The sequence below is a fragment of the Arthrobacter sp. KUASC02 genome, from assembly GCF_059739395.1.
Genome location: NZ_AP046053.1, coordinates 185,494 through 203,439 on the forward strand (window position 1 = coordinate 185,494; position 17,946 = coordinate 203,439).

17 protein-coding genes are annotated in these 17,946 nt (G+C 66.6%); 8 read left to right on the top strand and 9 right to left on the bottom strand.

Going from position 1 to position 17,946, the window contains the following annotated elements:
- Position 1: 1 nt before the first annotated feature.
- Both AC6JAC_RS00830 and AC6JAC_RS00835 read right to left on the bottom strand, forming a co-directional pair.
- On the bottom strand, positions 2-433 hold the full coding sequence (locus tag AC6JAC_RS00830; RefSeq protein ID WP_028271461.1) for a universal stress protein: 432 nt from the start codon (positions 431-433) through the stop codon (positions 2-4).
- Positions 434-500: 67 nt separating this feature from the next.
- Positions 501-1,793, bottom strand: coding sequence for an aminotransferase-like domain-containing protein (locus tag AC6JAC_RS00835; RefSeq protein WP_028271462.1), 1,293 nt, complete (start codon positions 1,791-1,793; stop codon positions 501-503).
- 122 nt (positions 1,794-1,915) lie between these two features.
- Between AC6JAC_RS00835 and AC6JAC_RS00840 the strand changes: the two genes are divergently transcribed.
- Positions 1,916-2,761, top strand: a complete 846-nt coding sequence (locus AC6JAC_RS00840; RefSeq protein WP_051628924.1) for an isocitrate lyase/PEP mutase family protein — start codon at positions 1,916-1,918, stop codon at positions 2,759-2,761.
- Between the two features lie 34 nt (positions 2,762-2,795).
- On the opposite strand, the gene AC6JAC_RS00845 is transcribed toward AC6JAC_RS00840, so the two are convergent.
- On the bottom strand, positions 2,796-3,626 hold the full coding sequence (locus tag AC6JAC_RS00845) for a GerMN domain-containing protein (protein WP_231511252.1): 831 nt from the start codon (positions 3,624-3,626) through the stop codon (positions 2,796-2,798).
- Between the two features lie 161 nt (positions 3,627-3,787).
- Positions 3,788-4,354: an NAD(P)H-dependent oxidoreductase gene (locus tag AC6JAC_RS00850; RefSeq protein ID WP_347897317.1), complete on the bottom strand. Its 567-nt coding sequence runs from the start codon at positions 4,352-4,354 to the stop codon at positions 3,788-3,790.
- A gap of 127 nt (positions 4,355-4,481) precedes the next feature.
- Between AC6JAC_RS00850 and AC6JAC_RS00855 the strand changes: the two genes are divergently transcribed.
- From AC6JAC_RS00855 to AC6JAC_RS00880, 6 genes are all read left to right on the top strand, one after another.
- Positions 4,482-5,135: a TetR/AcrR family transcriptional regulator gene (locus tag AC6JAC_RS00855; protein ID WP_051628925.1), complete on the top strand. Its 654-nt coding sequence runs from the start codon at positions 4,482-4,484 to the stop codon at positions 5,133-5,135.
- Between the two features lie 360 nt (positions 5,136-5,495).
- Entirely contained in the window at positions 5,496-6,482 is a 987-nt protein-coding gene (locus AC6JAC_RS00860; protein WP_028271466.1) for an ABC transporter permease, read from the top strand.
- A gap of 2 nt (positions 6,483-6,484) precedes the next feature.
- Positions 6,485-7,456 (top strand): ABC transporter permease, encoded by a 972-nt coding sequence (locus tag AC6JAC_RS00865; protein WP_028271467.1) that lies wholly within the window; start codon positions 6,485-6,487, stop codon positions 7,454-7,456.
- Positions 7,453-9,750 (top strand): dipeptide ABC transporter ATP-binding protein, encoded by a 2,298-nt coding sequence (locus AC6JAC_RS00870; protein WP_028271468.1) that lies wholly within the window; start codon positions 7,453-7,455, stop codon positions 9,748-9,750. The genes AC6JAC_RS00865 and AC6JAC_RS00870 overlap by 4 nt, the downstream gene beginning before the upstream one ends.
- 53 nt (positions 9,751-9,803) lie before the next feature.
- Positions 9,804-11,513 carry an ABC transporter family substrate-binding protein gene (locus AC6JAC_RS00875; protein WP_028271469.1) on the top strand — a complete coding sequence of 570 codons (1,710 nt, stop codon included), beginning with the start codon at positions 9,804-9,806 and terminating at the stop codon, positions 11,511-11,513.
- A 120-nt stretch (positions 11,514-11,633) separates the two neighbouring features.
- The gene (locus tag AC6JAC_RS00880; RefSeq protein ID WP_028271470.1) at positions 11,634-12,722 is read left to right on the top strand and encodes a Gfo/Idh/MocA family protein; all 1,089 of its coding nucleotides are present in this window, start codon (positions 11,634-11,636) and stop codon (positions 12,720-12,722) included.
- 106 nt (positions 12,723-12,828) lie between these two features.
- On the opposite strand, the gene ald is transcribed toward AC6JAC_RS00880, so the two are convergent.
- Positions 12,829-13,947, bottom strand: a complete 1,119-nt coding sequence (gene ald, locus AC6JAC_RS00885; RefSeq protein WP_028271471.1) for an alanine dehydrogenase — start codon at positions 13,945-13,947, stop codon at positions 12,829-12,831.
- A 235-nt stretch (positions 13,948-14,182) separates the two neighbouring features.
- Here ald and AC6JAC_RS00890 point away from each other — a divergent pair, with 235 nt between their 5' ends.
- A complete protein-coding gene (locus AC6JAC_RS00890) occupies positions 14,183-15,403 on the top strand; it encodes a helix-turn-helix domain-containing protein (protein ID WP_028271472.1) in 1,221 nt (406 codons plus the stop codon).
- 10 nt (positions 15,404-15,413) lie between these two features.
- On the opposite strand, the gene AC6JAC_RS00895 is transcribed toward AC6JAC_RS00890, so the two are convergent.
- From AC6JAC_RS00895 to AC6JAC_RS00910, 4 genes are all read right to left on the bottom strand, one after another.
- A complete protein-coding gene (locus AC6JAC_RS00895) occupies positions 15,414-16,706 on the bottom strand; it encodes an FAD-binding protein (RefSeq protein WP_231511254.1) in 1,293 nt (430 codons plus the stop codon).
- Positions 16,707-16,908: 202 nt separating this feature from the next.
- On the bottom strand, positions 16,909-17,112 hold the full coding sequence (locus AC6JAC_RS00900) for a hypothetical protein (RefSeq protein ID WP_028271474.1): 204 nt from the start codon (positions 17,110-17,112) through the stop codon (positions 16,909-16,911).
- Between the two features lie 98 nt (positions 17,113-17,210).
- Complete coding sequence (locus tag AC6JAC_RS00905) at positions 17,211-17,606, bottom strand: helix-turn-helix domain-containing protein (RefSeq protein ID WP_028271475.1); 396 nt, start codon at positions 17,604-17,606, stop codon at positions 17,211-17,213.
- Positions 17,607-17,667: 61 nt separating this feature from the next.
- Positions 17,668-17,946, bottom strand: a complete 279-nt coding sequence (locus tag AC6JAC_RS00910) for an HPr family phosphocarrier protein (RefSeq protein ID WP_028271476.1) — start codon at positions 17,944-17,946, stop codon at positions 17,668-17,670.

Sequence of the window (17,946 nt, forward strand, 5' to 3'; positions counted from 1 at the left end):
CCTAGTCGGCGACGTCGGTCTTCGCGATGTAAACGTCGCAGGGCGCGTTGTGCGCCACGCTGTTGGCGACGCTTCCCAGGACCCGGCCGAGTCCGCGCATCCGGCGGTTGCCCACCACGATCATGCGGGCGTCGAACCGTTCGGCTTCCCTGATGATGGCTTCCGCCGGCTTGCCCCGGGCCGAGGAATAGGTGACCTTGAGGCCTTCCCTGCTCAGCCGTGCCGCCACGTCCTTGGCCACCTTCTCGGCCTCGCCGGCATCGGAGACGATGAACCGGTCACTGCCGCTGCCGTAAACCTCGGTGCGGTCGCTGTCGAACGCGGTCACCACATGAAGCGTCGCGTCCAGGGAGGCGGCGAGCCCTTGGGCTGTTTCCGCGGCCCGCATGGCAGTCTCACTGCCGTCAACGCCGACAACAATAATTCCGGTCATAGTCCTGCTCCTCAGGGATTGGTCAGCCTAATGAAAAATGGTGGGCCGCATGCAGTAATGATTCAGGCTACAGCGCAGCAATGGCGTCCCGCAGTACCGGCGCGAGCCGCCGCACTCCCTCGGCGATGGCTTCGGGAGGCACGGCACTGAAAGCGAGGCGCAGCTTGTTCGAGGGTTCGTCCGAATGGGTGAACGCCGCCCCGGGGATGAATACCACGCCGGCGTCGATTGCCTTGCGAAGCAGGGGGTAGGTGTCCACACCCTCTGGCAGGGTGACCCAGACGAAGAAGCCGCCCTCGGGCCGGGTCCAGCTCAGTCCCTCGGGCATGTACTCCTCGAGGGCGGCGAGCATGGCCTGGCAGCGCTCCGCGTATAGCCCGCGGTAGGTTTCGATCTGCCCCATCCAGTCGTAGTCCCGCAGGTAGGCCGAGACCAGCATCTGGTTCAGGGTGGACGGGCAGAGCGTCACGGCTTCGGAGGCCAGGTAGTAGCGGCGCTGAAGGTGCGCCGGCACCAGGGCCCAGCCGATCCTCAGCCCCGGGGCGAAGATCTTGGAGAAGGAGCCCATGTAGATGACGTCGTCCGGGTTGGCGGCCCGCAGCGGAGCGAACGGCTTGCCCTCGAAGCGGAGCAGTCCGTAGGGGTTGTCCTCCAAAACCAGAATATTCGCTTTCCGGCATATATCGACGATTTCCTGCCGCCGCTCCACGGCGAGGGTGATGCCGGACGGGTTGTTGAAGTTCGGGATGGTGTACAGGAACTTGATGTTCTTCCCGGCCGTCTGGAGGGCGGCGATCCGGGCTTCCAGGAGATCCGGGACCAGGCCGTGCTCGTCCATGGGGACGGGCGCCACCTCCACCTGGTAGGCCTCGAAGGTGTTCAGGGCGCCCACATACGTCGGGTCCTCCACCAGCACCACGTCGCCGGGGTCGCAGAAGACCTTGGTGGCCACGTCCTGTGCTGACTGTGAGCCGGCGGTGACCACCACGTTCCGGGGATCGGCGTCGAGGATCCCCTCCGCTGCCATCACTTCGCAAATCTGGGTGCGGAGTTCTTCGGTCCCCTGGCCGCTGCCGTACTGGAGGGCGGTCATGCCCTGTTCGGCAATGATCTTCGCCGCTGTCTGGCCTAGCCGCTCCAGCGGCAGCGAATGCAGGTAGGGGCTGCCGCCGGCCAGCGATACCAGGCCGGGGCGCAGGGAGATGTCGAAGACGTCGCGGACGGCGGACTGCTTGATGTTTGCTGCGCGCTCCGAGAAAAGTTCATCGTGGCGGTGGGCGGACGTTGCCGCGCGTTCGATTGCGTCAATTGCCTCGGCCGGCAGGATGTCTGCGGCGGCATCAAGTGTTTCGTGGGTCACACTGACAGGATACAGCCAGTTGTTGTCAATTAGGCAACGTTTGTTGCTGAAAATCTGAATCATCCCTCGGCGCGGGGACCGAATTGCTTTACCTGGGACGGCGCAGGGCATGGAATAGAGCCATGACAACGCAGAGTCGCCTCGGACCCCTGGCTGCCGCCTTCCACGCACTGCACGACGGCCCGGCGCCGCTGGTCCTGGTCAATGTCTGGGATGTGGCCTCCGCCCGCCTCGTGGAAGAAGCAGGGGCGACCGCGCTGGCCACCTCCAGTTCCGCCCTGTCCTGGAGCCTCGGCTTTCCGGACGGCAACCACCTGCCGCGGGAACTCGCCATGGCTGCCCTGGGCCGGATTGCGGCATCTACGGCGCTGCCGGTCACAGCGGATATTGAGACGGGGTATGCAAGTTCGAGCGGTGCGTTCGACGATGCTGAGCTGCAGGAAACGATCCGCAGCGTCCTGGCGGCCGGAGCTGTGGGCGTCAACTTCGAGGACTCAGGCGATGATCCGCTAACGGACGTTGACGAGCAGGCGCGACGCATCGCCGTCGTCCGCCGCACAGCGGAGGAAGGAGGCGTTGACCTGTTCATCAACGCCCGCATCGATACCTACCTGTCCGGCCGGTTTCCGGAGACCGCCTTCCCGGAAACGCTTCAGCGTGCGGAGGCATACCTTGCGGCCGGGGCGAACGGGATCTTCGTGCCCGGCGTGCAGGACCTGCACCTGCTCCATGACCTGTCGCGGCGGATCGCCGCGCCCCTGAACGCGCTGGCCGGCCTGGGAGCGCCCTCCGTGGGCGAACTGCACGACGCCGGCGTCCGCCGGGTCAGCATCGGCGGCAACACGGCGAAGGCTGCTTATGCCACCGTGTCCCGGGTGGCGGACGACGTGCTCGGGGACGGCAACTGGTCCGAACTGGCCGGCGCCCGCAGCCACGAGGCCATGGATGGGCTGTTCCGGAAAGGCTAGGCGGCAAGTGCGGCCCCGGCCCGGCGGAGGCGGCTCACCGGAGGCTCAGGACGTCCGCCAGCCGCCGTCCGTCCACATAGATCTCCGCCCGCGCCGCACCGACGGCTGAAACGGCCGTGTGCGTGAGCTGGGCTTCCAGCCGGGGAATGTCGCAGGTGCCGCCCGGCCGGATGGTCCCGGTCAGGTTCACCACCACGGTGGTGCCGTCAAAGTAGGCGGAAACGTACTTCAGCGCGGAGCCGGCCAGCGAGTTGTACAGGCCCTCCGGGGGATCGCTGCCGCCGAGCAGGAAATCGAGGGCTGCCTGGAGTGGTTCCTGGGCCGCGGCGGTGTCATGGGTAACGGCCACGAGGCTGTCGTTGCAACCGAACCGCACGCCTGAGCTGCCGCCGTCATCCAGTGCCACGAAGTAGACCGGCGTCCCGCCGGACAACCGCCCGCGCGCAGCCTGGTCGTCGTCGGCGGCTTTGGTCGGCGCCGCCGGGTTCCCGGATCCGGAACTGCCCGAACGGCCCGCAGCGGGAGAGCCCGGAGCTGTGGACGCGGAGCCGGTGACGGAGCCGGAGTCATCAATGATCGCGGCGCCGTCGTCGCCGCCGGCCTGCGGCGTGATGCTGCCGCCCGTTCTGGGTTTGGCCGTGGGGCCGGAGGCCGCAATTTCCGATCCGGCTGAGGCCGGGAGCGGGGCCTCGGTTGTGGCCCCGGGAAATGGCGGCGGGAGTGGTTGCGGTTCGGGCACGCTGCCGGGCTGGGCGGTGGTGCCGGCCGGGTTTGCCGACAGGGGCAGCGAGCAGGATCCGAGCCACAGCGGAAGTATCAACGCGGCGGCCGCCGCAACTGCCCGGACCCCAGGCATCACCATCATGAAGGCACCGCACTTCCAGCTCTCGCACGTCCCCCGTCTCCACGTTACGGCGGGGCGTCGGTGTGCGGAACAGGTGCCAAGTGACGGTTTTGCGTCAGCTCCATCACGGATTGGTGACGCAAAAGCCCCCGGCGGTTGCCGGGGGCTTCAGGGGTGGCGAATCAGGCTGCTTCGGCAGCAGTTTCGGCCTTGGCCAGGGCAGCGAAAACGCCCTTGATCTGCTCCACGACCTCGGCGTCGTCCTTGGGGTGGACTTCGGCGAAGCGGACCATGGAGCCGGGAACGGCCAGCTTGGCGTCCTCAACGACACGGGCGCCGGCGATGCCGACAGCCTTGCGGGCTTCGTCCTGTGCCCAGACGCCGCCGAACTGGCCGAAGGCGGTGCCGACGACGGCGGTGGGCTTGCCGCTGAGGGCACCGGCGCCGAACGGGCGGGACAGCCAGTCGATGGCGTTCTTGAGTGAGGCCGGCACGGTTCCGTTGTGCTCCGGGGTGACCAGCAGCAGGGCGTCGGCGTCATTCGCGGCGGCGCGGAGCGCGGCGGCAGCAGCCGGAACCTGGCCTTCGACGTCGATGTCCTCGTTGTAGAACGGGATGTTGCCCAGGCTTTCGTGGATGACAACTTCAACCTGCTCGGGCGCGTTCAGCTGGATGGCCTCGGCGAGCTTCTGGTTGGTGGATTCGGCGCGCAGGCTGCCGACCAGTGTAAGTACGGTGCTCTTGGACATGTGAACTCCTAGTATCTGGCCGCGGGAGGGATCCGCCGGCTGTTTGGTTTGCGGAGGCTGTTGGTGCCTTCATCCATGCTAAACGGACTGCGGTCCGCATATTATTCCCGGGGCTAGAATATTTCTTGTGAGCCTCATCCCAATCCGCTCCGGATCGCCGCTCGGCGGGGAAGCGGAACGCAGCGACGCCGCCCGAAACCGGGAGCTGCTGCTCAAGGCTGCCCGCGAACTCATTGAGGAGTGCGGTGCGGACGGCCTCACCATGGACAGGCTGGCCGGGCGCGCCGGCGTCGGCAAGGGCACGGTCTTCCGGCGGTTCGGCTCCCGCGCGGGGCTCATGATGACGCTGCTCAGCGACTCGGAGGCCGCATTCCAGGGCCGGTTCATGTTCGGGCCCCCGCCCCTGGGCCCCGGGGCGCCGCCGCTGGACCGGCTTGTGGCGTTCGGCGCGGAACGGATCGCCTACGTGCTGGAGTTTGGCGAGCTGGCCCGGGCCGCGGACGCCTCCGCCTACAACCGCTACGACGTGCCGGCCGCCGTCCTGTGGCACCGGCACATCGAAATGCTCCTGCAGGCCGCGGGCGTCACCGCCGATCCCTGGCTGATGGCGATGTCGCTGAGCTCAACCCTGGACCCGGAGCGGCTGCTGTACGCGGTGCGGGTCCACCATGTGGCCCCGGAACGGCTCGCGGAGTCATGGCGCGAACTCGTCACGCGCGTGGTCAGCTGCCCCGGAGGCGTCCCCCGCCCGGACGGCGTGTCTCAACCGGACGAAGGCTAGTCCATGGCGCCCCGTCCGGCCAGTCAAATCAATCCTCGTGATTTATTCATAACGATCTGGTACAGGACGCCCGTGTTTCCGCTTTTAGGCACCGTGGAGGGTTCCCCATATGTGGTAGTTTCCTCTGGAATGTGACCCGCAACATAGTCCACAAGGACAAGGCCCCCAGGGCCTGCGGGCGGCCAGACACCCGCTGGCCATGATCCCGGATCGGCGGCGGAACCCCTGCCGGTCCGGGAGATAACGGAAGGATCACCTGCTGTGAATGCTGATATGACACCGGCCCGGGGCGGCTCATCCGAGGAGCCGCCGTCACTGCGCGGCGCGGGACTGGCACCGGCGATCCGGAGCTAGGCAGACATGTTCCGTTACCTCGCCAAAAGGGCAGCCACCTACCTGCTCATGATCTTCCTGACTACGACGGCGGGGTACTTCCTGGCCGTCAGTACGCTTCAGCCCGCGCTGCTGGAGCAGGAACGCATTCCACGGCCGACGCCCGAGCAGGTGACAAACTCCTTCCGGCTCAAGGGCCTTGATCCGACTCTCAGCCCCTGGGAACGCTACGTCGACTGGCTGACGGCAGTGGTCACGCGCTGGGACTGGGGACGAAGCCCCAACGGCGCCTTCATCAACGCCGAGTTCGGTGACCGCGTGTGGATTTCCACCCGGCTGTTCCTGGCCTCCATCGTCCTGACCCTCGTCATCGGGGTTGCGCTGGGTGTGTACACCGCCGCCCGGCAGTACAAGTTCCAGGACCGTGTGATCACGTCCTACAGCTACCTTGTGTACATCGTGCCTGCGCCGATCGCCTACTTCCTGGTGCAGCTCGGCGCCATCAACGTCAACGAAACCATCGGCGAACGGATCTTCTTCGTCACCGGAATTTCCACGCCCGGGCTGGAAGGCAGCGCCTGGGTCCAGTTCGTTGACATGGTGGCCCACTACACGGTGCCCACCCTGGCCATCACCCTGGTGGGCTGGGGCACGTACCAGATCGCCCAGCGCCAGTATCTGCTGGACAACGTCAACGCGGATTTCGTCCGGACGGCCCGGGCCAAGGGACTCACCCGAAACCAGGCCATCGCCCGCCATGCCCTGCGCGTCTCGTTCATCCCGGTGGCGCAAAGCATCGCCTTCACCATTCCGGCCATCTTCGCCGGTGGCTTCTTCGCAGAGAAGATCTTCGCGTGGCCGGGTGTGGGTTCGTGGAGCATCGACGCCATCGCCCTGCAGGACGTCAACGCGGCCACGGCCACCCTCGCGTACGGTTCGGTGATCTTCGCCATCGGCGCGATCCTCGCGGACTTCGCCACTACCCTTGTCGACCCGAGAGTGCGGGTGCAGTAGCCATGACCAACCTGAACGCGATCGACCCCGCCGCCGTGGCCGAGGAAGCAAGGATAGAGAACGACGACGTCGTGATCGCCAAGTCCGCGATCATCCTGCGGCGCTTCCTGCGGAACAAGACCGCCGTGGCCGGCCTGGTCATCTTCCTCGCCTTAACGGTCTTCTCCTTCGTGGGAGGCATCCTCTCCCCCTGGGACAAGGAAACCATCGACCCCTTCAACATCGGCATGCCGCCGTCCGGGGAGCACCTCCTGGGTACGTCCCAGGCCGGCATCGACCTCTACGCCCTGATGGTGGAAGGCACTCGGATCTCCATCCTCATCGGCCTGGTGGTCGGCCTGGTCTCGGTGCTGATCGCCGCCGTCTACGGCTGCACCATGGCCTACTTCGGCGGCAAAGTGGACAAGGTGATGCTCTTCATCCTCGAAGCCCTCATCATGATGCCGGCACTGCTGGTCGTGGCGGTCGCCACCAGCGGCGGCGGCAACGGCCTCCGGGAAAACCTGCCCAGCTGGCTGCTGCTGATCATCGTGCTCCTGGTCTTCAGCTGGATGGGCACCGCCCGGCTGATCCGCTCCCTGTCGATGTCGCTCATGCAGCGGGACTTCGTCAAGGCAGCCCAGTACATGGGCATCCCGGCCCGCCGGATCGTCTGGCGGCACCTGGTCCCCAACATCGGATCGCTGCTGGTCCTGGACGTCACCCGCGGCGTCACCGGCGCCATCCTGGCCGAAGTCGCGTTCTCCTTCATCGGCATCGGCATCAAGGTCCCTGACGTCAGCCTGGGCGTCCTCATCAACCAGGCAACGTCCCAGGTCCAGACGTTCCCGTGGATGTTCTGGGTCCCGCTCGTGGTGATGTTCCTGCTGACCGGTTCGCTGGCCATGATGAACGACGGCCTGCGCGACGCCTTCGATCCCAGCTCCAGCTCCGTCGGCAGCGCCAAAAAGACTGCAGGGAAGAGGAACAAATGAGCCGCGAAACCACCGCCGGCGCCGAAATGACCGCCGAGCGCCTGCACGTCGCCGGGTTGCATGCCGCAGGTGACGGCGCGGCAGGGGCCGTCCTCTCCGTCCGGGACCTGAACGTCCGGTTCAACTCGGAGAACGGCGTGGTCCACGCCGTCCGGGGCGTCGACTTCGACCTCCTGCCGGGCAAGACGCTCGGCATCGTGGGCGAGTCCGGTTCAGGCAAGTCCGTGACCTCCCTGGCCATCATGGGCCTGCTGCCCACCACCGCCGAAATCAGCGGCTCGGTGAAGCTGAACGGCAAGGAACTGCTGGGCCTCAGCGACAAGGCCATGTGCCGGTACCGCGGCAACGACATCGCCATGGTGTTCCAGGACCCGCTCTCCTCCCTGACCCCCGTGTACACGGTGGGCCACCAGATCATCGAGGCGCTGACGGTCCATCACCCGAAGATGAGCAACCAGGCCAAGGAAGCCCGCGCCGTCGAACTTCTGGGCATGGTGGGCATTCCCAGCCCGAAGGACCGCCTGAAGGCGTTCCCCCACGAGTTTTCCGGCGGCATGCGCCAGCGAGTCATGATCGCGATCGCGATCGCCAACAACCCGCGGGTGCTCATCGCGGATGAGCCGACGACGGCGCTGGACGTCACGATCCAGGCGCAGGTCCTGGAGGTGCTGCACACGGCGCAGGAGGAGACCGGCGCCGCCGTCGTCATGATTACGCACGATCTTGGCGTGGTGGCCGGCATGGCGGACGACATCATGGTGATGTACGCGGGAAAGCCGGTGGAGACCGGCAGCGTGGACGATATCTACTACAGCCCGCGGATGCCGTACACCATGGGCCTGCTGGGCGCAGTGCCCCGCGTGGACATTGCCGAAAAGGCTTCGCTGGTGCCTATCGAAGGCATCCCGCCGAACCTGATCCACGAGCCCACCGGCTGCTCCTTCGCCCCGCGCTGCCCGCTGGTGAGCGACGCCTGCCTGAAGGGGGAACCGGAGCTGTGGCCGGTGAGCGGTCCGCGGGGAGCGGGAAGCGGCATGGCCGGCAGCGGTGCCCACAAGGCGGCCTGCATCAAGACCGACTCACTGGGTGCCGAAGTGGACGTCCACGAGATCTTCCACGCCCCGGCCGTGCCGGTCTCGCGTTTCGATGCCGTCCCGCGGCTTGAACGCAGGAAGGTCCTGGAACTGAGGGACGTCAGGAAGCACTTCCCGCTCCTGAAGGGGTCGCTCATCAAGCGCCGGATCGGCACCGTGAAGGCCGTGGACGGGCTGAGCTTCGACATCCGCGAGGGCGAGTGCTTCTCCATCGTGGGCGAGTCCGGCTGCGGGAAAACCACCACCCTGCTGGAAATCATGGAGTTCCACAAGGACCAGGACGGCGAGGTGACCATCGGCGGGCTGAGCAACAAGGCTGCCTCCGATGCCCGGACCAAAACCGCCATGCGCAAGGAACTCCAGATGGTGTTCCAGGATCCCACCGGTGCGCTGGACCCGCGCTTCACCGTCTTTGAGGTCCTGTCCGAGCCGCTCGAAAACGCCGGCCTGGACAAGCCCGCGATCCGGAAGCGGATCATGGAACTGATGGAACTGGTGGGCCTCCAGCCGGACCACGTCAACCGGTTCCCCAACCAGTTCTCCGGCGGCCAGCGGCAGCGCATCGGCATCGCCCGCGCGCTTGCGGTGAACCCCAAGCTGGTGGTCCTCGACGAACCCGTGTCCGCCCTCGACGTCTCCGTCCAGGCCGGCGTCATCAACCTCCTGGACAAGCTGCGCGCGGAACTCGGCCTGAGCTACCTCATGGTGGCCCACGACCTGTCCGTGGTGCGGCACATCTCCAACCGCGTGGCAGTGATGTACCTGGGCAAGATCGTGGAAATTGGCGACGTGGACAACGTGTTCGACAACCCGCGCCACCCGTACACCCGGGCACTCCTGTCCGCAATCCCGGTGCCGGACCCGCAGCTGGAACGAACCCGCGAACGCATCATCCTGCAAGGCGACCTCCCGTCGCCGCTCGATGCGCCCAAGGGCTGCAATTTCGCCACCCGCTGCCCGGTGTTTGCCGCGCTCCCTGCCGCGAAACAGGAAAAATGCCTCACCCTCGAGCCGCCGCTGGAACCGGTCTCTTCGCCGCAAGCGGCCCCGGCCACCGCGGCCACTGCCGCCGCGGCCACTGCCGCCGCGGCCGTCCGGGCGGCCCGGGCGGCCGTCCAGACCGCCGACCAGCAGTTCGCCTGCTTCTTCCCGGACGGTGAACTCGACGCGGACATGCTTGTTGTCCACGACAGCCCCTAACTTGCCCGATCCCCAAAGCACCAACTCTCGCACCAAAGAATGAAGGGAAAACAATGAAGAATCTGACCAAGATTGGCGGGGTGGCCGCTGTAGCGGCAGCGCTCGCGCTCACCGGCTGTGGCGGAGGCGGGACTCCCACGGGTCCCGACGCAGGCAAGGGCCAGGAAGCCGGCAGTGACCTCACCAAGCTGATCAGCATTAACGCCAAGGATGCCAAGGACCTGGAACCCGGCGGCACCGTGACGCTTCCGCTGGGCAACATCGGTCCGGACTTCAACGGCTTCTCCAACAACGGCAACAGCGCGGACAACACCGCACTGCACCGCCCCATCGACCAGGCCGGCACCTGGGGCTGCTGGAACTTCGACTTCGACGGCACGGCGACTCCGAACAAGGACTTCTGCGAAGACGTCAAGAGCGAAGTCAAGGACGGCAAGCAGACCATCACCATCAAGGTGAACGAAAAAGCCACCTACAACGACGGCACGCCGATCGACGTCAAGGCCTTCCAGAACACCTGGAACATGCTCAAGGGCGAAAACAAGGACATCGACATCGTCAGCTCCGGCGCCTACGAGTTTGTTGATTCCGTGAAGGCCGGCTCCAGTGACAAGGAAGTGGTGGTCACCACCACCCAGCCCGTCTACCCGCTGGATGCCCTCTTCACCGGCCTGATCCACCCGGCCGTGAACACTCCCGAGATATTCAACACCGGGTTCACCGGCGACATGCACCCGGAGTGGATGGCAGGACCCTTCAAGCTGGACAAGTACGACAGCGCCGCCAAGACCGTGACCCTGGCCCAGAACGACAAGTGGTGGGGCAACAAGCCTGTCCTCGACAAGGTGGTGTTCCGCCAGCTCGAGAGCAGCGCTGCGATCGCCGCCTTCAAGAACGGCGAGATTGACGGCGTTTCCGCGAACACCATCACCCCGTACAAGCAGCTGGACGGCACCAAGGATTCCGAGATCCGCCGCGGCCAGCGGCTCTTCGCCGGCGGCCTGAATCTCAACGCGCAGAAGGCTCCGCTCACGGACGTCGCCATCCGTAAGGCAATCTTCACCGCCGTGGACCGCGAAGCCCTGCGCAAGGTCCGCTTCAACGGTCTGAACTGGGAAGAAACCAGCTCCGGCTCCATGATGCTGCTTCCGTTCTCCAAGTACTACCAGGACAACTACCCGGCCACGGAATCCGGTGCAGAAGCAGCCAAGAAGGTGCTGACCGATGCCGGCTACAAGCCCAACGCTGCGGGCATCATGGAGAAGGACGGCGTTCCGGCCGCCTTCAAGATCAGCAACTTCGGCGACGACCCCACCACCCTGGCATTCGTGCAGACCCTGCAGAAGCAGCTCCAGGCCGGCGGCATGGACGTAGGGATCGACCAGCGCGCCTCTGCCGACTTCGGCAAGGTCCTGGGCAGCCGCGACTTCTTCCTGAGCGTCTCCGGCTACACCGTGGGTGCCGACGCAACGGACGCCGTCAAGCAGTTCTACGACTCCAAGACCAACGAAAACGAGCTGGGCGACGCCGAGCTGGATGCCGAGATCAAGGCGCTCAGCAGCATTGAAGACAACGCCGAGCGCAACAAGGCGGCCATGGAAGTTGAAAAGAAGCACATGGCCAAGTACTTCTCCATGGGTGTTGTGATGAACGGCCCGCAGATCTCCTTCGTCCGCACCGGCCTGGCCAACTACGGCCCGTCCCTGTTCAAGAGCCTGTCCCAGGTTCCGGACTGGACCACCCTCGGCTGGGAAAAGAAGTAACCATAGCCTGACAGCAGTAACGCCAGGGCCGGCATTCCCGTGATCTGTTCACACGAACTCTTCACGCGGGGTGCCGGCCTTCGCCGTCCCCGCGGGGGCGTGCGGGGGTAGCGTTGGACCATGAGCACTGAAGCAACCCCCGGCACCGGCCCGGGCAAACCCGCGATCCGGACGGCGGTCGCCGGCTTCGGCCTCTCGGGCCGCGTGTTCCACGCGCCGCTGATCGCCGCCAATCCGTCATATTCCCTGGACGTTATTTCAACGTCCGACGCCGGCCGGCAGGCTGAGGCGTCCGCCGGTTACCCTGCCGCCCGCCTCGTGAACACCCCGGCCGACATCCTGGGGCTGGCCGAGGACCTTGACCTGGTGGTCCTGGGGACGCCGCCGGCCACCCACTACCCGCTGGCGAGGGCCGCGCTGGAGGCGGGGCTCGACGTCGTCGTCGACAAGCCCTTTGCGGTGCGCAGCAGCGAAGGGCAGGAGCTCCTGGAGCTTGCCGCCCGGCTGGGGCGGGTGCTGACCGTCTTCCAGAACCGCCGCTGGGACGGCGACTACCTGACGGTGAAGGGCTTGCTGGAAAGCGGCGTGCTGGGCGGCGTGACCCGGTTCGAATCGCGGTTCGAGCGCTGGTCCCCGGAGGTCTCGAAGGCGTGGAAAGCGGAAGCCACGGCGGACGACGGCGGCGGGGTGCTCTTCGATCTCGGCACGCACCTCATCGACCAGTCGCTGCAGTTGTTCGGCCCGGCGACGGTGGCGCATGCGGAACTCCGGGCCCGGCGGCCGGGCGAAAGGACCGACGATGACGTGTTCGTGGCGCTGCAGCATGATTCGGGCGTGGTCAGCCACCTCTGGATGAACATGCTCTGCGCCCAGCAGGGACCGCGGTACCGGCTCCTGGGCTCCGAGGGCGGTTTTACCAAGCACGGCGTCGACCCGCAGGAGCCCTACATCGTGGCCGGCGGCAGCCCGCTCGACCCCGAATACGGCATCGAAGACACGGACTGGGCAGGGCTCCTGGGCCGGGACGGCCACCTGGACCGCCTGCCCACCGAGCGCGGCGCCTACCCGGAGTTCTACCGGCTCCTCGCGGCCAAGATCCACGACGGCGGCACGGCCTCGCCCCTGCCGCTGCCTGTGGACCCGGCCGGCCCCATCGAGGTCCTCAAACTCATCGAACAAGCACGGGAACTGGCGACGGCGACGGCTTAACCAAAACTGCGCTAGACGACAGACATCCGGCAGCGTGCGTCTAAGCGACGAAAGAGCGAGCACGCCGAGGATGTGTGTCGTCCAGCGCAGCCGGACGAACTAAGGTTTACGCGGAGACCAGCTCGTGCCAGTCGGCTACGAGCGGCAGGTTGTGCGCTTCGGAGACCGAGTGGTGCGCCACGTGGCCGGCGGCAATGTTGAGGCCGGCGGCCAGTGCGGGGTCCTTCTCGAACGCGGCCTTGACGCCGAGGTTGGCGAGGGCCACGCCGTAGCGCAGGGTCACGTTCGTGAGTGCGTACGTGGACGTGTTGGGAACGGCGCCGGGCATGTTTGCCACGCAGTAGAAGATCGTGTTGTGGACCCGGTAGGTGGGCTCCTGGTGCGTGGTGGGGTGGGTGTCTTCGAAGCAGCCACCCTGGTCCACGGCGATGTCCACGAGGACGGAGCCGGGCTTCATCCGGGAGACGAGTTCGTTGGTGACCAGCTTGGGTGCCTTGGCGCCCGGGATAAGCACGGAGCCGATCACGAGGTCCGCGTCCACCACGGACTTTTCGATTTCGTACTTGTTGGACGCGACCGTCTTCAGCCGTCCCTGGTACAGGGCGTCGAGTTCGCGGAGGCGGTTGATGTTGATGTCCAGGATGGTGACGTCGGCGCCGAGGCCCAGGGCCATGGCGGCGGCGTTGGTACCGGCCACGCCCGCACCGAGGACAACCACCTTGGCGGGGCGGACGCCCGGGACGCCGCCCAGCAGTACGCCCTTGCCGCCGGCGGGTGCCATCAGCGAGGTGGCGCCGACCTGGACGGACAGGCGGCCGGCCACTTCGGACATCGGGGCCAGGAGCGGCAGGGTGCGGCCTTCCTGGACGGTCTCGTAGGCGATGGCGGTGACGCCCGAGTTGATGAGCTCGCGGGTCAGTTCCGGCTCGGCAGCCAGGTGGAGGTAGGTGAAGAGGATCAGGCCCTTGCGGAAGCGGTGGTATTCCGCGGCAATGGGCTCCTTGACCTTCATGACCATGTCGGCGCGCGCCCAGACATCGTCGGCTTCGATGACGATTTCGGCGCCGGCGATGGCGTATTCCTCGTCAGTGATTCCGGAGCCCAGGCCTGCGCCGCGTTCCACCAGAACGGTGTGGCCGTGGGTGCGGAATTCGTGGACTCCGGCGGCGGTGATGGCCACGCGGAATTCGTTGTTCTTGATCTCTTTGGGGACGCCGATGATCATTTCTTGGGCTCCATCGTTGGTGGGCTTTGTGGGCCGGATGTGCGGGGAATCTGGTACTTCCAGAATAAATCCGCATGTGAGGTAGCCGACACGATGCCGCAGTTCGGACAAGGTGTCTTCCGCTTGTTTCAGGGGTTTTCCCGCCCGCGGCCTAGACATCTGTCGAGTGGTGAAGCGTCAGGTGTCGCCTGGTGTCCGTTCACGTTCCGTCGGCGCCGGGCAGTAAGGTGGCACCATGCACCAGCAGGATGTGGAACAGCTCGTTGAGCAGGTGGCCGAGAAGCTCGGCCGTGGACTTTCGCTGGAGGATCTCGACGGCGTCCTGCTCGCCTACAGCTCCAACCAGTCGCACGCGGACCGCGTCCGCGTGAACTTCCTGCTCAGCAAGCGTGTGCCGGCGGATGTGAAGGCGTGGCAGCTCTCGCACGGGATCGCGACAGCGGTGCGTCCCGTCGTCGTGCCCGCCAACGAGGAGCTGGGCATGCTGGGACGCGTCTGCGTCCCGCTGCTGGTGCGCGGCTTCCGCGTGGGCTACCTGTGGGTGCAGCAGGACATCGAAGACCAAAGCGCGACGGCGATCCTCACCCAGCTGCCCGGCGTCCGGGACGAACTCGAGCTGCTGTCCGGACTTCTCCTGGAGTCGAACACCGCTGAATCGGAATTCAGGCGCCGCAGGGAGCAGGAGTTCCTGAGCGCGTGCCGGGGCGAAACGAATGCGGTGGCAGCTGTGGGCGGGTGGAAGGAAGTGCAGGGGCGCGGTCCGTGGCAGCTGGTCACCGTGCTCGACGCCGACGGCTGGGCGGAGGGATCCGATCCCATCGCCTCAACGCTGATCCACCGTTCCGCGGCGCTGCAGGCCACCATCGGCGTGGACGCGGCGCTGTTCAGCGCAGGCACGGAAACACATGCGGTGGTCCTGTTCCGGGAGTCCACCGGGCGTGCGGCCCACGCACAGGTGCTGGTGCACTACCAGCTTGAACTCGCCAAGCGGTCCGGCCGGCCGGTGCGCCGGATCATCCTCGGCACGAGTGAGGGCTTCGCCAAGCCGCGCGAACTGGCGGATGCTTACGCCCAGTCCAGGCAGGCTGCCCAGGCCGCAGCCGTGGACCCGCAGCTGGGCGAGCTGGTGGATTGCCGGGCCACGGGCGTCTACCAGCTGCTGGCTTCGGCAGGCGGCGGCGCCGGGGCGTGGACCGACGCCGGCTCCGTCTACTCGCGCATCCTCGAAGACCACGACCGGAACGGCGAGCTGCTCCCCGTGCTGGAACTCCTGTACGACAACGACGGGTCCGTGCAGGACGTCGCCACCAAGCTGCACCTGCACCGGAGCAGCATCTACAACCGGCTGGGCCGCATCCGGCAGGTACTGGGCGTGGACCCGCTGAAGGGCATGGTTCGGCTGGAACTCCACGCGGCGCTCAAGGCCCGCCGCTGGTCCGGGCGGCCCCGGATTTAACTCCCGGTCCCTACTCGCCGAAGACCTTCCGGGCCAGGAAGTCGTTGCGGAATTTATGCTCCGGGTCCATCCGTTCGGCAAGGTCCTTGAAGTCGGCGAAGCGCGGGTAGAGTCCTGCGAGCGAGTCGGCGCCCGCATGGAACAGCTTGCCCCAGTGCGGGCGGGCGCTGAATGGCGCAAGTGCCTCCTCCATCACCGGGAGCAGCTCCTCCACTTCGGCCTGCCGCTGCTTCCAGGTGAAGTGGAATCCCACCGAATCCTGGCCGTACGCCGTGCTGAGCCAGAGCCGGTCTGCTGCCACGGTGCGGATTTCCGACACGAGCAGCAACGGCGTGATCCGGTCCGAGAGGGCGCGCAGTTCCGCAATGGCGGCCACGGCGTCCTCGCGGCGGACGAAGAACTCGCTCTGGAGTTCCTCGCCACTGCTTGGCGTGAACGCCATCCGGAAGTGGGCCAGGCGCTCCGACCACGGCCCGGGGACTCCGAGCTGCCCGGTGCAGTTTTCGGCCGAAACTCCGGGCAGGGGGTGCCTGGCAACCGTGGCACGGGTGCCGCCGAAGAACGTCCCGCCGCGGTACGCCGGCAGGCCGGAGCCGGCAGCGTCGGCGCCCGGCACGCGGCTCTTCAGCCAGGACTGGGCGAGGGCGTCACCGCTCCAGTCCGTAAACAGGCTGACGCTGTACGCGCTGGAGGTGGCGGCGTCGAAATCCTCCAGCACCATCTCCCACGGAAGTGCTTCAAAGACGTCCTGCCGGACCATAAAGGTGGGTTCGATGTCCAGGGTCACCTTGGTGACCACGCCCAGCGCGCCGAGGCCCACGACGGCGCCGTCAAAGTCGGGCGAGCCGCCCCGGCTGAGATGGTGGACGGTTCCGTCCGCTGCCACGATTTCCAGCCCCGCCACGGAGGTTGCCAGGTTTCCGTTGGCATCCCCGGAACCGTGGGTGGCGGTCGCGATGGCGCCGGCCACGGAGATGTGCGGAAGGGAGGCGAGGTTGGGCAGCGCAAAGCCGTTGGTCTCCAGCTTTTCCGCGAGCGTGCCGTAGCGGGTCCCGCCGGATACCGTGACGGTGCGTGCGGCGGCGTCGATGCGGATGCCCGGGTCCAGGTCCTCCAGCGAGATAAGGGAGCCGGGGGAGTCGGCGATGTCGTTGAAGGAGTGCCGGGAGCCGAGTGCGCGGATCTTCGAGGCGCCGGCCACCACTTCCTGGACTTCCTCGAGAGTGCGTGGGCGGTGGATGGCAGCCGCGGTGTAGCGGTAATTGCCGGCCCAATTCAGTTCCGGCACGGCCCCGCGGGTCATGCTGGAGCTGACCGGGTGGCTGTCCAGTCCGGGCAGTTCGGTGGCCTCAGTGCGCATCGCATCCCTTTCGCGCCGGACCAACGTCCACCGGCGGTTGTGTTATCGCTAACAATTCTGCTGACCGGGTCCGCCACGTGTCAATGGCATTCCGCCGTTCAGACGTAGGCCGGGATCCGGGGCGGACGCTGGCGATTGCGCCCGGCTATGACGAGCCGCCGTCGCGCTCGGCAGCTTCGCGGCGGCGCCGGGCTAGATGGCTTTCCAGGCCCTTGGAGACCGCGACGAAGGCCACGCAGCTCGCCGTAAACGCGGCCGTGTCGTTCAGTCCCATGACCCGTCCGAGGGCGGCAGTCAGCAGCATCGCGGCGAATCCCGCCACAATATGCCACCCTCTGAACTTACCCACGAATAAAGGGTAACCCCGGCCTTTACGGCGTTTTGGCGAAGAACGGGGATCGTTGCTTGATCCTTATCACTGCTTCACAAATTGCGTCCGGCGCTACATCAAACCCGCTCGTCGGGGCCGGCCGCCTTGGCCTTCTTCTGCGTTTCCAGCCATTCCATGACGGCCGCCAGCCTGATCCGCCGGTGCGTGCCGCGGTACTCCACGGGAATTTCCCCGCGGTCCGTCATATTGCGAAGGTACGTGTGCGAAATCCCGGCGAGTTCAGCGGCCTGGGAAGTGGTCAGCATTTCCTCAACGCTGCTGACCGTGACGGCTTCGCCGCGGCTGAAGCGGCTCAGGAGGTCCACGACGGCGTCCCGTGCCTGGGGCGGCAGCCGGTGGACCGTGCCGTCCACAAACACCGTGATGTCGTGACTGTCGTTAAGGGCGTGCTTCAGCTTCAAGGCTTCATCGCCGGGGAGCCCGGCGGTCACGCGGGGAGCAATCAGTGCCATGCGGAAATCCTAGCGCCCCCGCGCGACCCGGCCTTGTCCTGTGATCCGGAAACCGGCGGCGCTATTCGGCGTCGAGGTCCGTCTCCAGGAGCGCGACCAAGGAATCCAGCGCCTGGTCCGCGCCGTCGCCGTCGGCCCGGAGTACCACGACGTCCCCCTTGGCCGCCCCCAGCGTCATGAGCGAAAGGATGCTGGCGGCGTCGAGGGCCTCGTCCGCCGGCTCGCCCTGCATGGAAATGGTGACGTCAACGCCGGCATTGCCGGCCGCCTCGGCAAAAAGTGCGGCCGGGCGGGCGTGCAGGCCGGATCGGCTGGCGATGGTTGCGGTACGTTCGGGCAT